This window comes from Actinoplanes sp. CA-030573, from assembly GCF_050951115.1.
GTDB lineage: Bacteria > Actinomycetota > Actinomycetes > Mycobacteriales > Micromonosporaceae > Actinoplanes.
Genome location: NZ_CP192038.1, coordinates 3564058 through 3582098, shown reverse-complemented (window position 1 = coordinate 3582098; position 18041 = coordinate 3564058). Strand labels below are relative to the sequence as shown.

The window sequence follows — 18041 nt, the reverse complement described above, 5'->3', positions numbered from 1 at the left end:
AAGTTCTGGGTCTTGCTGGCGTGCACCTGGTACTCGACCAGGTCGTCGTCCGGCGAGGAGGACGGATCGACGTACGCGGACCAGGACAGGTCGGCGCCGTTGGCCCGGATCGTGGTGACCGGGTTCAGCGCCACACCCGGACGGCCCCAGGTGAGCAGCAGCTTCGGGCCGTGGTCGTCCTCACCGCCGTACGAGAAGTCGCCGGACTCATAGCGCGGGCCGCCGGTGGTGTTCGACTCGTCCTTGCCCTTGACCATGAAGCCGTAGTTGGGGGCGCCGTTGAGCCAGTCCTGCACGATCGAACGCACGCTGAACGAGTGCCAGGCGTTGGTCTGGTGCAGCGCCTTGGTCGCCTCGGCCCGCTTGACCAGCTTCACGCCGTCGGCGATGACGACCTTGTTGGCGACGTCGCCCAGCACCACCTTGTGCGTGGTGCCGGCCACGAACGGATAGCTGCCCAGCGACACCCAAGCGCCGTTGCCCGAGCCGGTCGTCTGGTTGACCGTCTTGGTGACCGACCCGCCGCTGTAGTAGATCGTGTAGGGCGCGTTGGTGGCCCGGTTGCTGCCCGGCACGTAGTGGACGAGGACCTCGTAACTGCCCGCCTCGGTGACCCGCGGCACCCAGGTGAAGGTCTGCCCGGTCGTCGCGTCGGCGTTGTACACGTACGAGCCGTTGATCGCCTGCGACTTGTCGGTGGCGGTCGCGCCGAGCCATTCGCCGGAGCGGGCCACCTTGGCCGTGTCCGCCTCGTCGATCTGCTCCCGGTTCTCGCCCACCTCGCCGAAGGCGGCGGCCGAGCTGTTCCAGGTCGCGGTGTTCTCCACCCAGTTCGCGGTGCCCGGCGAGCCTCGTAGACCTGGCTGTACGGGTCGGCGTTGCCGTGCGTCTGGTCGAAGTAGAGCTGCAGCTGGGCGGAGTCGAGCGTGGTGTTCGACGGCACCTGGGACAGGTCGAACTTGGTGAGCGACCGGAACACCCCGCCGGGCGACGCACCCGCGGACAGCCGCCAGACGCTGTCGAAGTTCTGCGTGGGCGCGTTCGAGGCCAGCATGACGTCCTGGGCCTTGTCCAGAGTCGGCTGCAGCTTGATCGTCGGGTCGATCACCACCGGGTACCGGCGCTCGGGTGCGCCCAGCCAGGCCGCGTCCGGGGTGATCGTGACCAGCGCTCGTCCGCCGGCCACGGTGACCCGCTGCGAGACGCGGTCGCTGAACGCCTTGCCGGTCGGCGAGCCGGGGTCGTCGGCGCTGTCGTACATGTACGGCTTCGGCAGCGTGAACAGCGCCGGGCCCTCCCGGTCGGCGGCGAAGAACGCGATCGAGCCGTCCGGCTGCTGCGCCGGGCGCACCTTGCTGAGATCGAGCGCGAACGTGTAGCCGGCCGCGCCCGGAGGCGGCGCGTGCAGCACGATCTGCTCCTTCAGCGCGGTGCTGGTCACCTCGTAGACCAGATCGGCGCCGCCGGCTGCGCCGGGGTAGCTCACCCGGCTGCCGGCCGCGGCCGGGCGGACGCCGACCGGCGTGCCGGTCAGCCCCATCGTGACGCCGTGCCCGCCGGGCGCGTCGAACCGCACCAGGCGGTCGGTGCGGTCGCCGAACCGGCTGGCGAAGCTGTTGCGGGTGGCCGCGTACGGGAACCCGGCCGCACCGGAGGCGGCCGGCCGGGTGTCGATGTCCTGCCATCTGCCCTTCGCGTCCCGGTAGTGCACCGGTTCGCGGGCGACCTCGGCCTGCACCCGGCCGTCGGCGAGTGCGAAGAGCTTGGTGGTGGCGGTGCGCCGGCCGGTCAGCTCCCGGACCCGGCGGGCGGCCGGCGTCGCGACCGCCGGCACCGGCTTGTCGCTGGCGGGCAGCACGGCCGACGGGGCCGGCGCCGGCGGCGGCACCGCGTGGCCCCTGGGCTGTGGCGGCCGCAGGACCGTGCCCGGCGGCGCGGGCGTCGGCGCCCGGCCCGGCTGCGCCATCGCGGGCAGGCCCGAGACGAGCAGGATCAGCGTTGTGGTGGCGGCAACCAGACTCGTCCTGGCTTTGAACACTGTCGTCTCCCCCGCGTGCGCCAGTGATGCGGGGCTGACGATCCGCCGTGCCGCCGGGCCCGGTCAACGCATCCACAACCGGCAGTCTCCGGGCGCCGAACTGCCGGTCCGGAACTGCCGGTTGTCAGCCCTCGGTCGACGGCGCGACCAGCGGTTCCGGTTCGCCGTGCGCGCGCCGCAGCTCGGCCGCCCGCCGCCGGTGCCGCACCGCTTCGGCGTACTCGCCGAGGTGGCGGTGAGCATCGCCGAGGATGTCGAAGAGGTCGGCGCGGCCACGCTCGTCCCCGAGCTGCTCGCTCAGCGTCAGCGCCCGGCGCCCGTAATCCACCGCCTCCAGGAAGCTTCCGAGCGCGACGTACGCCCCGGCGACCGCTCCGAGCGCGCGAGCCTCGCCCGCGGCGTATCCGGCCCGGCGGTAGAGGGCGAGCGCCATGAGCCGGTGCCGCAGCGCCTCGTCCGGCTCGCCCGCCAGCCCGGCCAGGCCGAGCAGAGCCTCGGCGTGCCCGACCGGGTCGCCCAGCGACCGGGCGAGCTGGACGGCGCGACGCAGATGGAACTCGGCGTCCGGCCGCCGGCCCAGCCGCAGGCAGCACTGGCCGAGGTCGTGGTGGGCCTGCGCCTGCGCCGCCCGGTCCCCGGTCCGCAGCGCCACCGCGAGCGCGGCGCGCGCCACCCGGTGCCAGTCGTGCCGGCGGCCGGGCCGGTCCAGGTGATCGCGCAGCGACCACGCCAGGCGGATGACGGCCGCGTCGAACTCCTCGGCAACGGCCCGGTCGAGCGCGGCCAGCAGCGTCCCGTGCTCGGCCGCGAACCAGTCGCGCGCGGCCAGGACATCGCCCGGCGGATCCACCACCACCTCGTCCGCCGCCGGCGGCAGGTCGATCGGCGGTCGGTACGGGTCGAGCAATCGGGCCGCCGCGATCGCCGTGTGCACGTAATGGGCCAGCAGGCGGCGGGCGGCCGAGCCGGCGTCGGCCGGGCCGGGCAGGCCGCGCGCGTACTCGCGAAGCAGTTCCCGGGTCGTGTAGCGCCCGGCCGTACCCTCCTCGATCAGGTGTCCGCGCACGAGCTCGTCGACCGCCGCCCGCGTCCGTTGCGCGGGACGGCCGATGAGGCTGGCCGCGGCGAGAACCGAGAACTCCGGAGCCGGCACCGTCGCGCTCAGCCGCAGCAGCCGGAGCGCGTCGGTGGTCAGACCCCGGCACGACCACGAGAAGGCCGCCCGCAGCTCGTCGAGCCGGTGCGTGCCGAGCTGCGCCGCGGCGGCCGTCAGCGGCACAGTCGCGGCCTGCGCGGCCACCACGTGCAGCGCGAGCGGAAGGCCGGCGCATCGGGTCACCAGCTCGGTCACGGCCTCGGGCTCGGCGTCGACCCGCTGCGCACCGAGCCGATGGGTCAGCAGCTCGCGGGCCTGGCCCTCGGTGAGCGGGCCGACCGCGATCGGCTGGGCCTCGGCGGTGACGATCAGCTCGCGCAGCCGGTCCCGGCTGGTGATCACGACCCGGGAGCCACCCGCGCCCGGCAGCAGGGGGCGGACGTGCTCGGCCGAGCGCACGTTGTCGAGCACGACGAGCACCCGCCGATCGGCGAGCAGGCTGCGGAACAGTGCGCTGCGGGCCTCGAAGCCGGACGAGATCTGGGCGGCCGGCACCCCGAGCGCCTGCAGGAAGCCCCTCAGCACCGACTCCGGCCGGGCCGGCTCCCCGGCGCCGAAACCGCCGAGGTCGGCGAAGAGCTGACCATCCGGGTACGCGTCGCGGACCCCGTGCGCCCACTGCACGGCGAGCGCCGTCTTGCCCGACCCCGGCGCGCCGACCACGATGCTGATCCCGGATCCGGCGCCGAGCGCGGCCAGTTGCTCCTCCCGGCCGGCGAAGAAGCGCACCTCGCGGGGCAGCTGCGCGGGGCGCACCCAGGGCCGGCGACCACCGGCGTCGGTGACCACCTGCCGGTAAGCTGCCACCAGCCGGGCGCCGGGCGCGACGCCCAGCTCATCGGCCAGGCCGCGGGCGATCTTGCCGTACTGCCGCAGGGCGGCGGCCCGGTCCCCGCTGCCGGCCAGCGCCGTCATCAGCGCGGCGTGGAGCGGCTCGTGCAACGGCTCGTCGGCGGCCACCGTCCGGAGCACGTCGATCGCGGCCGGTCCTGCCTCGACCGAGTACTCGATCGCCGCCGCCACCCGGCGCTCGCGCAGCGTCTGCACCGCCGCCTGGTCGCGCGCCGCGGCCGGGGCATCGGCGAGCATCGGCCCCCGCCAGCAGTCCAGCGCCTCGCGCAGCAGATTCGCGCGGGCCTCGGCCGAGCGCCGGCCCTCGGCCCGGGCAACCAGGCCGGCGAACCGGGCAGCGTCGACCTGCGCTCGCTCCAGGCGCAGCGACAGCCCTTGCCGCGTGGCCTGCAGCGGGCCGTCGTCCCCCGGCATCGTCCGCCGCAGGCGGGAAACGGCCGACCGCAGCAGCGCGGTCGCGGCCGGCCGCGGCTCATCGGGCCACAGCAGACCGGCGATCTCCTCGCGCGGCACCACCTCGCCGAGCCGCAGCGCCAGCAGCGTCAGGACGGCGCCGCCGTGGGCCGACGCGATCGGCGCCGACCGGCCGCCGACCGTGACGGTGACCGGCCCGAGCACCGCCACCCGCACCGGCGGCGGGACGCCGGCGGCCGTGGGGGCGAGGCGGGCCGTCTCCTCCGCCGACAGGCGCAGCGCCAGCGCCAGCCGATCCAGCGACCGGGCGTGCGGCGCGCTCACCCGGTTGTTCTCGAGGTCACGGATCGCCCGGGTGCTCAACCCGCTGTGCCGGGCCAGCACCTCCTGGGTGAGCCCGACCCGCTTCCGATAGGTCCGTAGAAGATCACCGAATGGCGTTACGCGGACAGAGCTGATCACCTCGGCCACCCCCGTGCCCGGCTTCAGCAAGCGGCCTGTCACCGCCGGCGCACCGACGGTAGTACATATCGGTCTAGGTCGCTGTCCCTTAAGCATCCTAGGAGGCTAGGTCATTCGGCTGGGCACCCCTGTCGCCGGACATTGATGGGCTGCGATGATTCTGGGAGCGCTCCCACCGTACCGTCGTGAAGGAGAACCATGCGCACCCTTATCGCCGCCACCACCGCCCTGCTGCTCAGCGCGGCCGGCAGCGTCCCCGCCGACGCGGCCGGCCCCGCCCGGCACGGCGGCTGTACCCGCGCCCTGCTGTTCTGCGAGGACTTCGACCGGCTGCCGCCGGGCGGTCCGAGCACGCTGAACTGGGGCGTCGATACGCGTCACGGCACGCTCACCGTCGAGCGGGCCGCGCGGCACAACCAGGTGCTGCACGTCCACACCGTCGACAACGGACGTGCCTTCCTGCGCGTGGACGACTTCGCCGCGCCGGGTGGCCGCTTCTTCGGGCGGATGCGGCTGCGCGTCGACGCCTTCCCCACCGCGCCCGACTGGGCGCATTTCACGCTCGTCGAGGCGACCGGCTCCGGCAGCCAGGACGTCGTCCGCCCGATCGGCGGGCAGTATGCGCCCACGGTTCCCGGCGTCTTCTGGGGCGTGGGCGCCGACGGCGGCCCGACCGGCGACTGGACGAACTGGCGGGAGTCGGCACCGGTCACCGAGGACCGCTGGCAATGCTTCGAGTGGGCCCTGGACCGGGCGGACAACCGCGTCGCCGTGTGGATCGACGGCGAGGCCAACCCGGAGCTGACCGCTTCCACCACCGAGCACGGCGGCAACGACGTGCCGTTCATCCTCCCGGCGGTGGACACCGTGAAGATCGGGTGGCAGCTCTACCAGGGTGACACGACGCCGGGCCAGTTCGACGTCTGGATCGACGACATCGCTCTGTCCACCCAGCGGCTCGGCTGCTGACGGCGCGCCGCCGGGCCGGGAGCGAGTCGCTCCGGGCCCGGCGGCGGTCGTGCCGGAAAGGCTGGCCGGCGTCGGCCGGTCAGGAGCCGGTACAGGAGATGTTGCCGGGCGCCGTGCTGCTGCTGCCGTTGGCGACGAAGCCGAAATTGGTCGACGCGTTCACGCCGACGGAACCGTTGTAGGCGGCATTCCGGACGCTGACCGCGCCGCTCGTGCCGCTGTTGACGCCGTTCCAGAGGTTGACCAGGGTCTGGCCGCCGGCCAGCGTCAGGTTCACGGTCCAGCCACTGAGCGGGGCGGTCCCGTTGTTGGTCACCGTGACCTCGCCCTGGAAGCCGCCTTGCCAGCTGTTGGTCGTCCGGTAGGTCGCTGTGCATCCAGCCGGCTGTCCGGTGTTCGGCGGCGTGCTCGACGGCGTGCTCGGCGGGGTGCTGGACGGCGTGCTGGACGGCGTGCTGGGCGGCGTGCTGCTGGGGGTGCTCGGCGGAATGCTGGTGCCCGGCACCGTGGTGGAGGCGGCGTTGAGCGCGCCCAGCACGGCGGAGTACGCGGCCTTCGGGTTGCTGTTGCGGTCGAACAGCAGCGGGTTCTCACTGCCGCGCCACGAGTCGCTGTCCCGGATGCCCCAGGTCGTGATGCCCACGCACCCGGGAACGTTCATGCACGCCTGGGTGAGGCCCTGGTACTGGGCGGCCGACGCGTTCGTGACGTCGGCCTCGGTCAGCGCCACCTCCACGCCGAGCGCCGCGAAGCTCGACAGCGTGGTCTGGAAGTTGCCGGGCAGCGAGCTGCCGCCGGTGAAGTGCGTCTGCAGGCCCACGCAGTCGATCGGCACACCACGGGACTTGAAGTCCCGGATCATGCTGTAGACACCCTGCGTCTTGGCGTACGTCCAGTTCTCGATGTTGTAGTCGTTGTAGCAGAGCTTGACCGACGGATCGGCGGCACGGGCCGTCCGGAACGCCACCTCGATCCAGTCGTTGCCGGTGCTCTGCAGATTGGACGACCGCCGGCTGCCGTTCTCCGCGAAGGCCTCGTTGACCACGTCCCAGTAGGCCAGCTTGCCCCGGTAGTGGGCCATCACCCCGTTGATGTGCTCGATCATCGCGGCGCGCAGGGCACTGCCGCTGAGGCTGCCCCAGAACCGCGGTTGCTGTGCGTGCCACGCGAGGGTGTGCCCGCGCACCCGCATGCCGTGCTGGACGGCCCAGTTGTAGATCGCGTCGCCGGCCGCGAAGGTGAACTGGCCGCTGTTGGGCTCGGTCGCGTCCGGCTTCATCTCGTTGACGGCCGTCATCATGTCGAACTCACGATTGGCGATCGCGAGGAAGCCGGAGTCGCCGAGACGGTCGCCGCCCATGGCGGCGCCGAAATACCGGCCGCTGCGCTCGGCGGCGGCCTTCAGCGTCGTGCCGGGCGGCCCGGTGAGATCGGCGTGGGCGAGCGTGGCGACGGCGACCGACGCCGCGACGGTCCCCACGGCGAGAGCGGCACTGACGAACAGCCGGGCGCGCCCTCGGAGGCGGCGGTCCGGGCGGACGGGTACTTCGGTCATTTGTCCGTTCCTTCGCGATGTCGGGACAGGATGTGGGCGGACTGCGGGGGTCAGAGGGTCAGCACGACGGTGGAGATGCTGCGTGCCGGCACGGTGACCGTGACCTGCCCGCCGTTCACGCCGGCCGGCTGGGCGGCCGCGCTGGCGGTCTGCGAGGTGACGTAGTACTCGGCCTTGCTGACGTTCTGCGGCGCCTGGACAACGGCGTTGGTGACCGCGCTCGTCGACCGGTTGAGGATCACCAAGGTGATCTTCCCGCCGCCCTGGTACGCGGTCACCTCGAGCGGCGACGTCCGGGCGTCCTTGGTCAGGCCGATCCGCTGGTAGCCGGGACGGACGTACTTGGCGTACTGGGCGAACGCGTAACCACGCTTGAGCGGTGCGCCCGCGGCGGTCCCGGCGCTGCCGTCACCGATGAACGAGTAGTAGCGCTTGCCGTACCACCAGACGTAGGCGCTCCAGTTGGACTCCATCGACTTGCCGACCGTACGCATGACGCCGTCGAGGGTCTCGTCCCAGACGGCCTTGTTACCGGCGTCGGCCCAGGCCGTGGAGGTGTCGCCGGCCGCCTCGTGGAGGTTCCACTCGGTCATCCACACCGGCTTCTGGTACTGGCCGGCCAGCGAGTACGGCTTCAACCGGCCGGCGTCCTCGGTCCCGTACAGGTGCCCGCCGATGTAGCCGATGTTCGTGCGCGCGCCGGCGTCGTTGAGCGTGGGGTCGGTGAGGCCGTAGTTCAGGTTCACCGCCTCGGCGACCATCAGCTTCGTGTTCTGCACCTTCGCGCCCTGGTCGCGCACGAAATCGCGCAGCTGGGTGCCGGTCCAGGTCATCGAGTCGTACGCGGGGGCCCAGTCCGGCTCGTTCTGCACCGACGTGACATCGATCGGTACGCCTTGGCCGCGCATGTACTGGACGTAGCTGTTCAGATGGCTCGCATAGTCGTCGTAGTAGTCGGTCTTCAACGAGCCGCCGTTGATCCGGCTGTTGTTGGTCTTCCACGCGGCCGGCGCCGTCCACGGGGAGGCGAGAATCTTCACGCCGGACCCGTACGACTTGGCCGTCTTCAGGGCGCTCACCTGGGTCGGCCACTCGCCGGAGACGGGCGAGACGCCGGTCCGCACGATCGACAGGCCGAGCTGGTTGGCGCCCAGCCCCACCAGGGTCTGCGTCTCGGCCGTCGACCACGCGCTGCCCCAGATCGACACGGCCGCGCCGAAACCGTCGATGGTCTGGTACTTGGTGGCGGTGTTGACGGTGATGTCCGGCGCCGCCGGGGGCGGCGTGGCCGGACCGGAGGTCGGCGGGCTCGTCGGCGCGGTGGTCGGCGGGGTCGTCGGAACGGTGGTCGGCGGGGTCGTCGGCGCGCTTCCCGTGCAGGCGACGCCGTTCAGCGAGAAGCTCGTGGGCGACGGGTTGCTGCCCGTCCAGGAGCCGTTGAAGCCGAACGAGACCGTGCCGTTGGTGGCGATCGCGCCGTTGTAGCCGACGTTCTTGGCGGTGACCGTCGCGCCGCTCTGCGACAGCGTGGTGTTCCAGGCCTGCGTGACGGTCTGGCCGGCACTGTACGACCAGGTCAGCGTCCACGCGGACAGCGGATCACCGAGGTTGGTGATCGCCACGTCGGCGCCGAACCCGCCCTGCCACTGTGACGACACCGCGTAGTCCACCGAGCAGCCGGCGGCCGCGGCGCCCGCCGGCAGGGCAACGGCCATCGCCGCCGACGCCACCGCCAGAACACCGGCCACGGCCCAGCCCGCATTGGTTGATCTCGATCTAACCATGACGCTTCCTCCGCCCGGAAAGGCGGCTGACGCATTTGTGGGTGTGATTGCGTGAGTCAGCGGTCAGCCGCTTCCGGCATGTTACGGGAGCGCTCCCACGGACTCAACGAAAAGGCTTGGCCGCGCTACATAACACTATTTCAGTGGCGAATTCGGCGGGCCTAGTACGGCATCGGCTCCCACTTCTCGTTCTTGCCGACCGAGTCGTCGCCCGCGATCTCCTTGCCGACGTCGCGCACCTTCAACCCGGCCCGGTCGGCCGCGGCCAGCGCGTCGTCGTCGTAGTGCGAGGCACGGAACGAGCTCACCATGTAGGTGCGCGTCTTCAGGTACTCGACATAGCGGTCGTGGTGCGCGTCGTTCAGCCCGAGGGCGGCGAAGACGGCAACCCGGTCGCCGTCGGCCGGGGCGATGGCACGCCGGGGAATCCGCGGGATCTGCGACGGCTCCGGATACACCCACCGCGGGAACTTGAGCAGGACACCGTTTCCGCTGTGCGTGGTCCGCATGCTCCACACCGCGACATCGCCCACCCGCGTACGCACATAAACGTTCTTCCCGTACGTGTGATCGGTGGTGTTGTGCGATTTCGCGCGCAGATTGAGGCCGCCGGTGTGGCTCCAGTGGTCCTGCAGGTAAATGCCGAAGCGAAGCAGCGTGTAGCGGCCTTTCCAGTCCGGGCCGGCCGGATCCTGGCGATCCACGTTGTCCTTGTGGAATCCGCGCTGCTTGGAGTTGATCGTGAAGGAGCTGTCCCCGGCGTACCAGATATCCTCGCTGCCGAGAATCTGCCGGGCGATCTCCACGAACGTGCCGTCGACGAGGACCGGCCGCATTCTCGGATTAGCGAGCAGATCCCCCAGGCCCTTGCCGCGGGTCTCGAATGCCGCTCTCCGGAAGCGTTGGATCTCCTCCGGGGAATAGACACCGCGGACGATCGTGTAGCCGTTCTCCCAGAACCCGTCCACGTCGACGGTCACCTTCGAGATCATCGAATATCCCCCTGAGGCCTCCCCCACTGTCTACTCCGCTTCGTCGAAGGCTGTGCGCCGGACCGGATGAATGCCGCATGCTGCGACGACCGGCATAAAGCTCCTCCTCCCGGCCGGCAAAGAAGCGGACCTGCCGGGGCAGCTGCGCGGGGCCGGCTCGCGCGTAGGGTGACGGTAGGCCTGCGGGAGGTGACGACGTTCGACGTCGCGCGGGAGTCCCGGGCGGACAGCGTCGCGGAATCGGCGCTGAACAGCCCGGTCACACGGCGGCCGGAGACGGGGTTCGGCAGCCGCGTGGTCGCGGACTCCTCCGGCACCGGCCCGGGCCGAGAAGAAGCCCAACCATCAGCTCATCGCCGACCGGCCGGACCTTCTCTTCGGTCCGGGCGAGTCGCCCACCTTCGACCGCCTCGGGGCCGCGGCCATCGCGATGCGAGTGCTGGTGGCCGCCGACCGAGCTGAAGCGCTCGACAGTCCACGAGCTCGCGCACGCCGTGCAACGCAGGTCCGTGGTCGAGGCGTCGAACGACCCGGCCGCCCGGGCAGCGGCCGTCGAGGCGCAGGCGCTCAGCATGAGCGAGGACGAGTACGTCGCGGCACGCTGGCAGGCCGAGATCGAGGCCGAGACCACCGCCTGGACCGTCGAGGGTGAGTCTCTCGACCGGTACGACCGCCGCCGCGGTGGGACGGGGTTTGCCGCTAAGGATCTCGCGTTCATAGCCGGCGAGCGGGTCAAGGAGTTCAGCGAGCCAGGCGACTCCGACAAGTCGAGGTGTAACGCTTCCGCCCGGTCGCGGGACTGCAGGGCATCGGCCGAAGGAGGAACGATGCCCGAAACCCGCTACGACGACCTGCGCGCGCTGTTCCTGAACTGCACCCTGAAACGCTCCCCGGAACTGACACACACCGGCGGACTGATCGACCTCTCCCGGGCGATCCTCGAGAAGCAAGGCGTTCAGGTCGAGGTGCTGCGGGCCGTCGATCTCGACATCGCCACCGGGGTCTGGCCGGACATGACCGAGCACGGCTGGGCCTCCGACGCCTGGCCGCGGCTGTACCGGGAGCACGTCCTGCCGGCCGACATCCTGGTCATCGCCGGCCCGATCTGGCTCGGTGACAACTCGTCGATCACCAAGAAGGTCATCGAGCGGCTGTACGCCTGCTCGCACCTGCTCAACGACGCCGGCCAGTACGCCTACTACGGCCGGGTCGGCGGCTGCCTGATCACCGGCAACGAGGACGGCGTCAAGCACTGCGCGCAGAACATCCTCTACAGCCTTCAGCACCTCGGCTACACCATCCCGCCGCAGGCCGACGCCGGCTGGATCGGCGAGGCCGGCCCCGGGCCGTCCTACCTCGACCCGGGCTCCGGCGGCCCGCAGAACGACTTCACCAACCGCAACACCACGTTCATGACCTGGAACCTGCTGCACCTGGCCCGGATGCTCAAGGACGCCGGCGGCATCCCGGCGTACGGCAACCAGCGCAGCGAATGGGATGCCGGCTGCCGCTTCGACTTCCCGAACCCCGAATACCGCTGAACGGGAGACCACCATGCCGACCACGCCCGCCGATGTCATCACCGAGTTCGCCGCCGCGCTGCACGACGGCCGCCTCGAGGACGCCATCGCCCTCTACGAGCCGGACGCCGCGTTCATCGCAGAACCCGGCGCCACCCCGCTGCGCGGCACCGACCAGATCCGGGCGGCGCTCGAGGGATTCGCCGCGCTGCGCCCGACCCTGACCCCGGACATTCGCAAGGTCGTCGAGGCCGGCGGGGTGGCCACCGTGCTCAACGCCTGGACCCTCGACGGGACCGGCCCCGACGGCGCGCCGCTGCGGCTCAGCGGCACCAGCGCCGATGTCCTGCGCCGCCGGCCGGACGGCACCTGGGGCCTGCTCATCGACGACCCCTGGGGTGCGTGACCCGGGCCGTCGTAGAGTGCGTTCGTGGTCGAGACCGCACCGTTCGACGGCGCGCTGCCCGGCGACCCGGTCATCGTGGCGCGGCTGCGGGCCCGGGACGAGACCATGTTCGTCGCTCTGATCGACGCGTGGTCGCCGGGCATGCTGCGGGCCGCCCGCGCCTACGTGGCCGACGACCACACCGCGCAGGACGTGGTGCAGGAGGCGTGGCTCGGCGTGCTGCGGGGCGTCGACCGGTTCGAGGCGCGCTCCTCCCTGCGCACCTGGGTCTACCGGATCTTGATCAACAAGGCCAAGACCCGGGGCGTACGGGACGCGCGTCTGGTTCCCACCGGCGACGACCACGGGCCGACCGTCGAGCCCGCCCGGTTCCGGGACGCCGACGACCCGTACCCCGGGCATTGGCTCAGCTCGCCGCCCGCCTGGCCGTCACCGGAGGACGGCGCCGTCGCCGCCGAGACCCGGCGCGAACTGGCGACCGCGCTGGCCGCCCTGCCCCGCCGCCAGCGCGTGGTGGTCACCTTGCGCGACGTCACCGGGCACAGCGGCGACGAGGTCTGCGAGTTGCTGTCGATCAGCGCGGCCAACCAGCGGGTGCTGCTGCACCGTGGCCGGGCCGCGTTGCGGGCCGCGCTGGAGCGGCGCTGGGCCGGGGAGGCGACGTCATGAACTGCGACGAGTTCGTGGAGCTGGTGACCGCCTACCTCGACGGCGCCCTGGAACCGGCCGTCGAACGACGGTTCGTCGAGCATCTCGCCGAATGCGACGGCTGCGACCGGTACCTGGAACAGATGCGCACCACGGTCGCCGCGCTGGGCCACCTGCCGCCGCAGGATCTGACGGCGGACGCCCGCGAGCGGCTGCTGGCGGCGTTCCGGGACTGGCCCGCCGGCTGACCCCGGCCGGCGGGCGCCTCCCCACGCAGACTTTGGTCACCTACACCGCGGAGGCCGGGCTACGGGTGCCGGCCTCGTGGGCGAGCACGGCCCGGGTGTAGAGCAGCTGGAAACCGCGGCGCTGGGCGTTCTGCTGCGACTTCGAGCCGGGCTGGACGGTGATGACCGCGAGGTCGCAACCGGCCGCGGTGGCGTCGGCGAGACGGGCCGAGAGCAGGGCGCTCTGGATGCCGCGACGGCGGAACGCGGGCGCGGTGCCGGCCCCGGTGAGCTGGGCGATGCGGCCGGCGACCCGCATGCTGCCACCACCGGCCGGCACACCGTCCAGCCGCGCGAGGTAGCGCTGGACCAGCCCCGCGGCGTCCCGCTCGGCGTTCTCCAGGATCTCCCGGGGGAACTCCTCGAGCCACGGGACGCCCTGCGTGTCCGGGTGCAGTGACGCCTCGACCACGACGTTCAGCCAGGTCTCGAACTCGTCCTCGCCGCTGGTCCGGACGTCGACGCCGGGCGCCTCGACCGGCTCGGCCGGGTCACCGAGGGCGCGGCCCAGCACGTTCTCGAACGACACGAGCCGGTAGCCGCGCCCGGCCAGCACCTCCAGCAGCGCGGCGTCGGCGAGATGGGAGAGCTCGACCTGGACCGGCGCGCGGCGGGCGGCGTACGCGTGCTCGATCGCCTCGAGGTCGGCCGGGGCCGGCGGTCCGGCGAAGCCGAGACCGGCCACTTTGTTCAGCGGTGACTCGGGTTCGGCGTAGCTGGCGACGCCACCGGCGATCGGCGCGACGAAGCCCGCGCCGTCGCCGCGACGAGCGGCCGCCGCCTCGCTGCAGGCGGCGATGAACCGCGCCTCGGCCAGCTCGATGCGTCCGGCGAGCGTGATGTCGCAGAACAGTGTCATGGTGACTCCTCCGGGTCGACGTGCGGTTCCGGGTTGTGCAGCAGCAGTACGAGGCCGGCCAGGATCCCGGCTCCGCCGGCCAGCTGCAGCAGTGACGGCCGATCGCCGAGGAACACGACCGCGGTCAGGGTGCCGGCCACCGGGGTCAGGTTGCCCAGCTGGGCCGCCCGGGTCGCGGGCACCCGGGCGATGCCCCGGTTGAACAGAACGCCGCCGGCCGCACCGCAGGCCACGACCGCGAGGCAGGCCAGCCAGCCGGCGGCGCCCACCGTGTCCAGGCGGGTGCCGCCGGTCGACCAGGACGCCGCCACGAACGGCACGACGCTCAGCGCGCCGCCGGTGCTCTGCCAGGCGCTCTCGTTCAGGCCGTCGCCGTCGTTGACCCGGCGGGTGGCGATCAGGAACGCCGCGGCGGCACCCACCGCCAGCAGCACCAGCACATTGCCGAGCGTGGTGTCGCCGCCCGACGCGCCGGGTCCGACCGCGACCAGCGCCCCGCCGGCGAGGCCGAGCAGCAGCGCCGCCCCGGCCCGGCGGGACAGCCGCTCCCCCAGCACCAGCAGCGCCAGCAGCACCGACAGCAACGGCTCGGCCGCCAGTAGCAGACTTCCGCTCGACGCGCTGGTACGCGCCAGGCCGAGGTCGCCGAACAGGAATGCCAGGCCCGGCACCAGCACGCCGACGAGCATCTGCCGCAGCGCGCCCGGCCGCCGCAGGCGTCCCCGGGCGGCCGCGGTGGCCAGCAGCACGGCGGCCGCTCCGAAAATCTCGACCGCCAGCAGATCGGCCGGGCGGACGGCGCGCAGCGCGACCACCGACACGGTCGTGCTCACTCCGTAGACCCCCGCTGCCAGCAGCAGGGCGGACTCACCGGAGCGCAGCCGGACGCCTCCCCGCTCGGCGAGCATGCTGTGCGCCGCCACCGTGACCTCCTCATCGTCGTGCAACCGCTGTAACCGTTACACCGGTTACGGAGGCCGTCAACCGATAAAACCGGTACGGTGGTTACATGGTGCAGAGCATCCGCCGGCCCGGACTCGACGACGAACAATTGCTGCTGGCCGTGGCCAACACCGCCCACGGCCAGGAGGACGAGCTGGCCGACGCCGCTTCGGTGCAGGCCTGGTGGCGTGGACTGGGTGCGTCGGCGACCGGCCCCGACGCCGGCCCGGAGGCCGACGACAGCGTCGCGATGCTGCGCAGCCTGCGCGTCCTGATCCGCGGCCTGGCCCTGCGCAACAACGGCATCGAACCGGACCTCAGCGCCGTCGCCGGCCTGGAGGCGCTCACCCTCCGCCTGGATGTCGCCGACGTGCTGACGCTGCGGGCCGGGCAGCCCGGTGGCCTCGCCCGCGACATCGCCGCCGCGACCGTCGCGGCGCTGCTGCGGGCCACGGCCCGGCCGGACTGGCCCCGGGTGAAGGCGTGCCGCGGCGACGACTGCCGCTGGGTGTTCGTCGACGGCTCGCGCAACTGCTCGCGCCGGTGGTGCGCGATGGCCAACTGCGGCAACCGCGCCAAGATGGCCACCTTCCGCAGCCGCCACCGCACCACCGGCTGACGGAGTTCTTACCGACCGGGTGGCAAGTCCTTACGAGGCACGAAACAGCGGCAAGAACGGCGTCCCCCGCGGACAGGATGGCTGACGACACCCATCCCGTACGTGTGAGGAGCAGTCATGAAAAGCAGCATCCGGGTCGCGGGCGTCGCCGGTCTCGCGCTGGCGCTGGCGACCGGATCGCCCGCCCTCGCGTCCCCGTCGTCCGGCCCCGGCGGCGCCGTCTTCGTGCTGACCGACAACCTGACCGCGAACACCGTCGCCGCCTACGGCCGCCTGCCCGGCGGCACGCTGCGCCCGGCCGGCACCTACCGCACCGGCGGCCTCGGCGGACAGCTCGCCGGCTCGGTCGTCGACCACACCGCCTCGCAGGGCGCGCTCGCCCTGGACCGGGACAACGGCCTGCTCTACGCGGTGAACGCGGGCAGTGACACGCTCACCGTCTTCGACGTGCACGGTGATCGGCTCGACCGGCGGCAGGTGGTCGGCACCGGCGGAACGTTCCCGGTCAGCGTCGCCGTGCACGGCAGCCTGGTCTACGTGCTCAACGCCCGCGACGGCGGCTCGATCCAGGGCTACCTGCGGCGGGGCCGGACGCTGGTCCGGGTGCCGGCCTGGCATCGCGCGCTGGGCCTCGACCCCGCCGCGACGCCGGAGTTCACCCACACCCCGGGTCAGATCGCGTTCAGCCCGGACGGGTCGCGGTTGCTGGTCACGACCAAGGCCGGCAGCAACGCGATCGACGTCTTCACCGTCGACCGGCGGCGCGGGCCGTCCGCCCACCCGTCGGTCACCACGCTGCCGGGCGCGGTGCCGTTCGCGATGGACTTCGACGACGACGGGCACCTGCTGGTCGCCGAGGCCGGCCCGAACGCGGTGGCCTCGTTCCGGCTCCGCCGGGACGGCACCGTCGCTCCGATCGCCACCGCGGCGACCGGTCAGGCCGCGACCTGCTGGATCGTGGTGACGAACGGCCGGGCGTACGCCGGAAACGCCGGTAGCGGCAGCCTTTCCGGGTATGAGGTCGGCCGGCAGGGTTCGCTGCGGTCGCTGGGGGCGTTCGCCACCGGCGCCGGACAGGTGGACGTCGCGGCCGCCCCGGACGGCAGGTACCTCTACGCGCAGACGGGCGCCGCGGGCATGCTGGTGACGCTGCGCGCCGGGCTCGACGGTTCCCTGACCAAGGTCGGCGAGGTCACCGTGCCCGGCGCGGCCGGCGGCGAGGGTGTCGTCGTCTCCTGACGCCGGCGCGGACCGGCCCGCGCACATCGGGCCGGTCCGCAGGCGTACGTCACACTGCCGCCAGGGACCGATCCGCACGCCGGATGGTGAAGGCCAGGACGATGGCCATGACACCGCGGATCAGCGCCATCAGGCCGACCCAGAACAGCACCAGAAAGGCCCGCGCCTGCAGGTTGAAGACGCGGTCCGAGCCGGAGACCCAGAGGGCCAGCAGGATCAGCAACACCCCGACGACCAGACCCAGCCACCAGTACGGGTTCTCCGCGCGCGAGGAGACACCCCGTACGATCTCGAAAGGCCCTTCCAGCAGCAGCACCAGGCCCAGCACCGAGACCAGGGCGAAGAAGGTGTTGACCGGCCGGATGAGCGCCCACAGGCCGCCGAGCAGGAAGACCACGGCGACCACCCAGTGCAGGACCTTCCACCCGCCGCCGACCATGGTGGCGACGAAGGCCTCGTTGAGCCCGGCGACGATGAACAGCACACCGATCAGCAGGCCGACCGTGGCCAGCGACGTCACGTTCGCACGTAGCACCAGCCAGGCGATGACCAGCCAGCCGATGCCGGCCACCAGCTCGACCCACCAGAACTTGCTGCGCTCGGCCACGAGCATGCGTCCCTCGAACATCGACACTCCTCACGATCGCCTCGCGAAGCCGTCAGTGTCCGGCACCGGCCCGGGCCCGGGGCTCATCCCCGTCGAATGAACGCCTAGTCCTCGGTGAGCGGCGGGTTCAGGAAGATGTCGTTCCGCACGTCGACGACGCCGCGCACCTCCCCGGCGATCCGGACCGCTTCCTCGCGCTGGTGTTCGTGGTCGACGGTGCCGCTCAGCAGCACGGTGCCGTCGTCGACGGAGGCGTCGACGCTGCCCGGCACCGTGCCGTCCAGGCTGAGCGCGCGCAGCACGTCGGCACGCAGCTCGGCCTCGGCGCGCCGGTGCTCGGTCAGCAGGCGTACGTCGATGATGTTGTCGACGGCGGTGACCCCCTCGACGCGTTCGGCCACCTTCTGCGCCTCCCGCTTCTGCCGGAACGTGCCGACCGTCCCCCGCAGCAGCACCTCCCCGCCGTCGGCCACCACGTCGATCAGCGCGCCTTCCACCTTCGGGTCCTCGGCCAGCGCGGCCTCGACCTTCTCGGCCAGCTCTTCATCGGTCACAGCGACTCCCCTCCAGCGATCCGGCCACGGCCACGTTACTCAGAATCGGCGGCCGGCTCGGCCCCGGCCGAAGTGTGGCCCGTGATTGCTCGCTGCGATGATGGCTGCGACGCCGGTCCGGTCGCACCAGAGGGGGTG

Annotated in this window: 18 protein-coding genes; 9 read left to right on the top strand and 9 right to left on the bottom strand. The window is 72.2% G+C overall.

Translation table 11 applies throughout. The features are described 5' to 3' along the window. Positions 1-373: 373 nt before the first annotated feature. Positions 374-1006: a hypothetical protein gene (locus ACQP2F_RS16685; RefSeq protein WP_433307537.1), complete on the bottom strand. Its 633-nt coding sequence runs from the start codon at positions 1004-1006 to the stop codon at positions 374-376. Here ACQP2F_RS16685 and ACQP2F_RS16680 point away from each other — a divergent pair. Then, positions 927-1379, top strand: a complete 453-nt coding sequence (locus ACQP2F_RS16680) for a hypothetical protein (RefSeq protein WP_433307981.1) — start codon at positions 927-929, stop codon at positions 1377-1379. The two genes, ACQP2F_RS16685 and ACQP2F_RS16680, sit on opposite strands and share 80 nt — an antisense overlap. Before the next feature lie 144 nt (positions 1380-1523). Continuing rightward, positions 1524-1706: a hypothetical protein gene (locus tag ACQP2F_RS16675; protein WP_433307979.1), complete on the top strand. Its 183-nt coding sequence runs from the start codon at positions 1524-1526 to the stop codon at positions 1704-1706. A gap of 456 nt (positions 1707-2162) precedes the next feature. Here the strand turns inward: ACQP2F_RS16675 and ACQP2F_RS16670 are convergent, their stop codons facing one another. After that, on the bottom strand, positions 2163-4922 hold the full coding sequence (locus ACQP2F_RS16670) for a BTAD domain-containing putative transcriptional regulator (RefSeq protein WP_433304928.1): 2760 nt from the start codon (positions 4920-4922) through the stop codon (positions 2163-2165). Between the two features lie 198 nt (positions 4923-5120). On the opposite strand from ACQP2F_RS16670, the gene ACQP2F_RS16665 reads away from it, so the two are divergent. Next, the gene (locus ACQP2F_RS16665; protein WP_433304926.1) at positions 5121-5891 is read left to right on the top strand and encodes a hypothetical protein; all 771 of its coding nucleotides are present in this window, start codon (positions 5121-5123) and stop codon (positions 5889-5891) included. 79 nt (positions 5892-5970) lie between these two features. Here ACQP2F_RS16665 and ACQP2F_RS16660 read toward each other — a convergent pair whose 3' ends face one another. The 3 genes from ACQP2F_RS16660 to ACQP2F_RS16650 all read right to left on the bottom strand — a co-directional run bounded on the left by ACQP2F_RS16660 (position 5971) and on the right by ACQP2F_RS16650 (position 10222). After that, entirely contained in the window at positions 5971-7446 is a 1476-nt protein-coding gene (locus tag ACQP2F_RS16660) for an endo-1,4-beta-xylanase (protein WP_433304924.1), read from the bottom strand. Between the two features lie 50 nt (positions 7447-7496). Then, positions 7497-9230: a cellulose binding domain-containing protein gene (locus ACQP2F_RS16655; protein WP_433304922.1), complete on the bottom strand. Its 1734-nt coding sequence runs from the start codon at positions 9228-9230 to the stop codon at positions 7497-7499. Positions 9231-9391: 161 nt separating this feature from the next. Beyond that, positions 9392-10222, bottom strand: coding sequence for a hypothetical protein (locus tag ACQP2F_RS16650; RefSeq protein ID WP_433304920.1), 831 nt, complete (start codon positions 10220-10222; stop codon positions 9392-9394). A gap of 494 nt (positions 10223-10716) precedes the next feature. On the opposite strand from ACQP2F_RS16650, the gene ACQP2F_RS16645 reads away from it, so the two are divergent. The 4 genes from ACQP2F_RS16645 to ACQP2F_RS16630 are packed head-to-tail and all read left to right on the top strand — an operon-like array spanning position 10717 to position 13044. Beyond that, the gene (locus ACQP2F_RS16645) at positions 10717-11763 is read left to right on the top strand and encodes a flavodoxin family protein (protein WP_433304918.1); all 1047 of its coding nucleotides are present in this window, start codon (positions 10717-10719) and stop codon (positions 11761-11763) included. Positions 11764-11776: 13 nt separating this feature from the next. Next, entirely contained in the window at positions 11777-12148 is a 372-nt protein-coding gene (locus ACQP2F_RS16640; protein ID WP_433304917.1) for a YybH family protein, read from the top strand. A 24-nt stretch (positions 12149-12172) separates the two neighbouring features. Then, positions 12173-12817, top strand: coding sequence for an RNA polymerase sigma factor (locus ACQP2F_RS16635; RefSeq protein WP_433304915.1), 645 nt, complete (start codon positions 12173-12175; stop codon positions 12815-12817). Then, positions 12814-13044, top strand: a complete 231-nt coding sequence (locus tag ACQP2F_RS16630; RefSeq protein ID WP_433304913.1) for an anti-sigma factor family protein — start codon at positions 12814-12816, stop codon at positions 13042-13044. The genes ACQP2F_RS16635 and ACQP2F_RS16630 overlap by 4 nt, the downstream gene beginning before the upstream one ends. A gap of 40 nt (positions 13045-13084) precedes the next feature. Here the strand turns inward: ACQP2F_RS16630 and ACQP2F_RS16625 are convergent, their stop codons facing one another. Together ACQP2F_RS16625 and ACQP2F_RS16620 are read right to left on the bottom strand one after the other, a co-directional pair. Then, entirely contained in the window at positions 13085-13942 is an 858-nt protein-coding gene (locus tag ACQP2F_RS16625; protein ID WP_433304911.1) for a GNAT family N-acetyltransferase, read from the bottom strand. Then, the gene (locus tag ACQP2F_RS16620; RefSeq protein WP_433304909.1) at positions 13939-14889 is read right to left on the bottom strand and encodes a DMT family transporter; all 951 of its coding nucleotides are present in this window, start codon (positions 14887-14889) and stop codon (positions 13939-13941) included. Before ACQP2F_RS16620 ends, ACQP2F_RS16625 begins: the two co-directional genes overlap by 4 nt. 62 nt (positions 14890-14951) lie before the next feature. Here ACQP2F_RS16620 and ACQP2F_RS16615 point away from each other — a divergent pair, with 62 nt between their 5' ends. Together ACQP2F_RS16615 and ACQP2F_RS16610 are read left to right on the top strand one after the other, a co-directional pair. Further along, on the top strand, positions 14952-15503 hold the full coding sequence (locus tag ACQP2F_RS16615) for a CGNR zinc finger domain-containing protein (RefSeq protein ID WP_433304907.1): 552 nt from the start codon (positions 14952-14954) through the stop codon (positions 15501-15503). A 117-nt stretch (positions 15504-15620) separates the two neighbouring features. Then, positions 15621-16742: a lactonase family protein gene (locus ACQP2F_RS16610; protein ID WP_433304905.1), complete on the top strand. Its 1122-nt coding sequence runs from the start codon at positions 15621-15623 to the stop codon at positions 16740-16742. Between the two features lie 49 nt (positions 16743-16791). Here ACQP2F_RS16610 and ACQP2F_RS16605 read toward each other — a convergent pair whose 3' ends face one another. Both ACQP2F_RS16605 and ACQP2F_RS16600 read right to left on the bottom strand, forming a co-directional pair. Further along, positions 16792-17370, bottom strand: a complete 579-nt coding sequence (locus tag ACQP2F_RS16605; protein ID WP_433304903.1) for a DUF308 domain-containing protein — start codon at positions 17368-17370, stop codon at positions 16792-16794. A gap of 83 nt (positions 17371-17453) precedes the next feature. Further along, on the bottom strand, positions 17454-17903 hold the full coding sequence (locus ACQP2F_RS16600) for a BON domain-containing protein (protein ID WP_433304901.1): 450 nt from the start codon (positions 17901-17903) through the stop codon (positions 17454-17456). Positions 17904-18041: the final 138 nt, after the last annotated feature.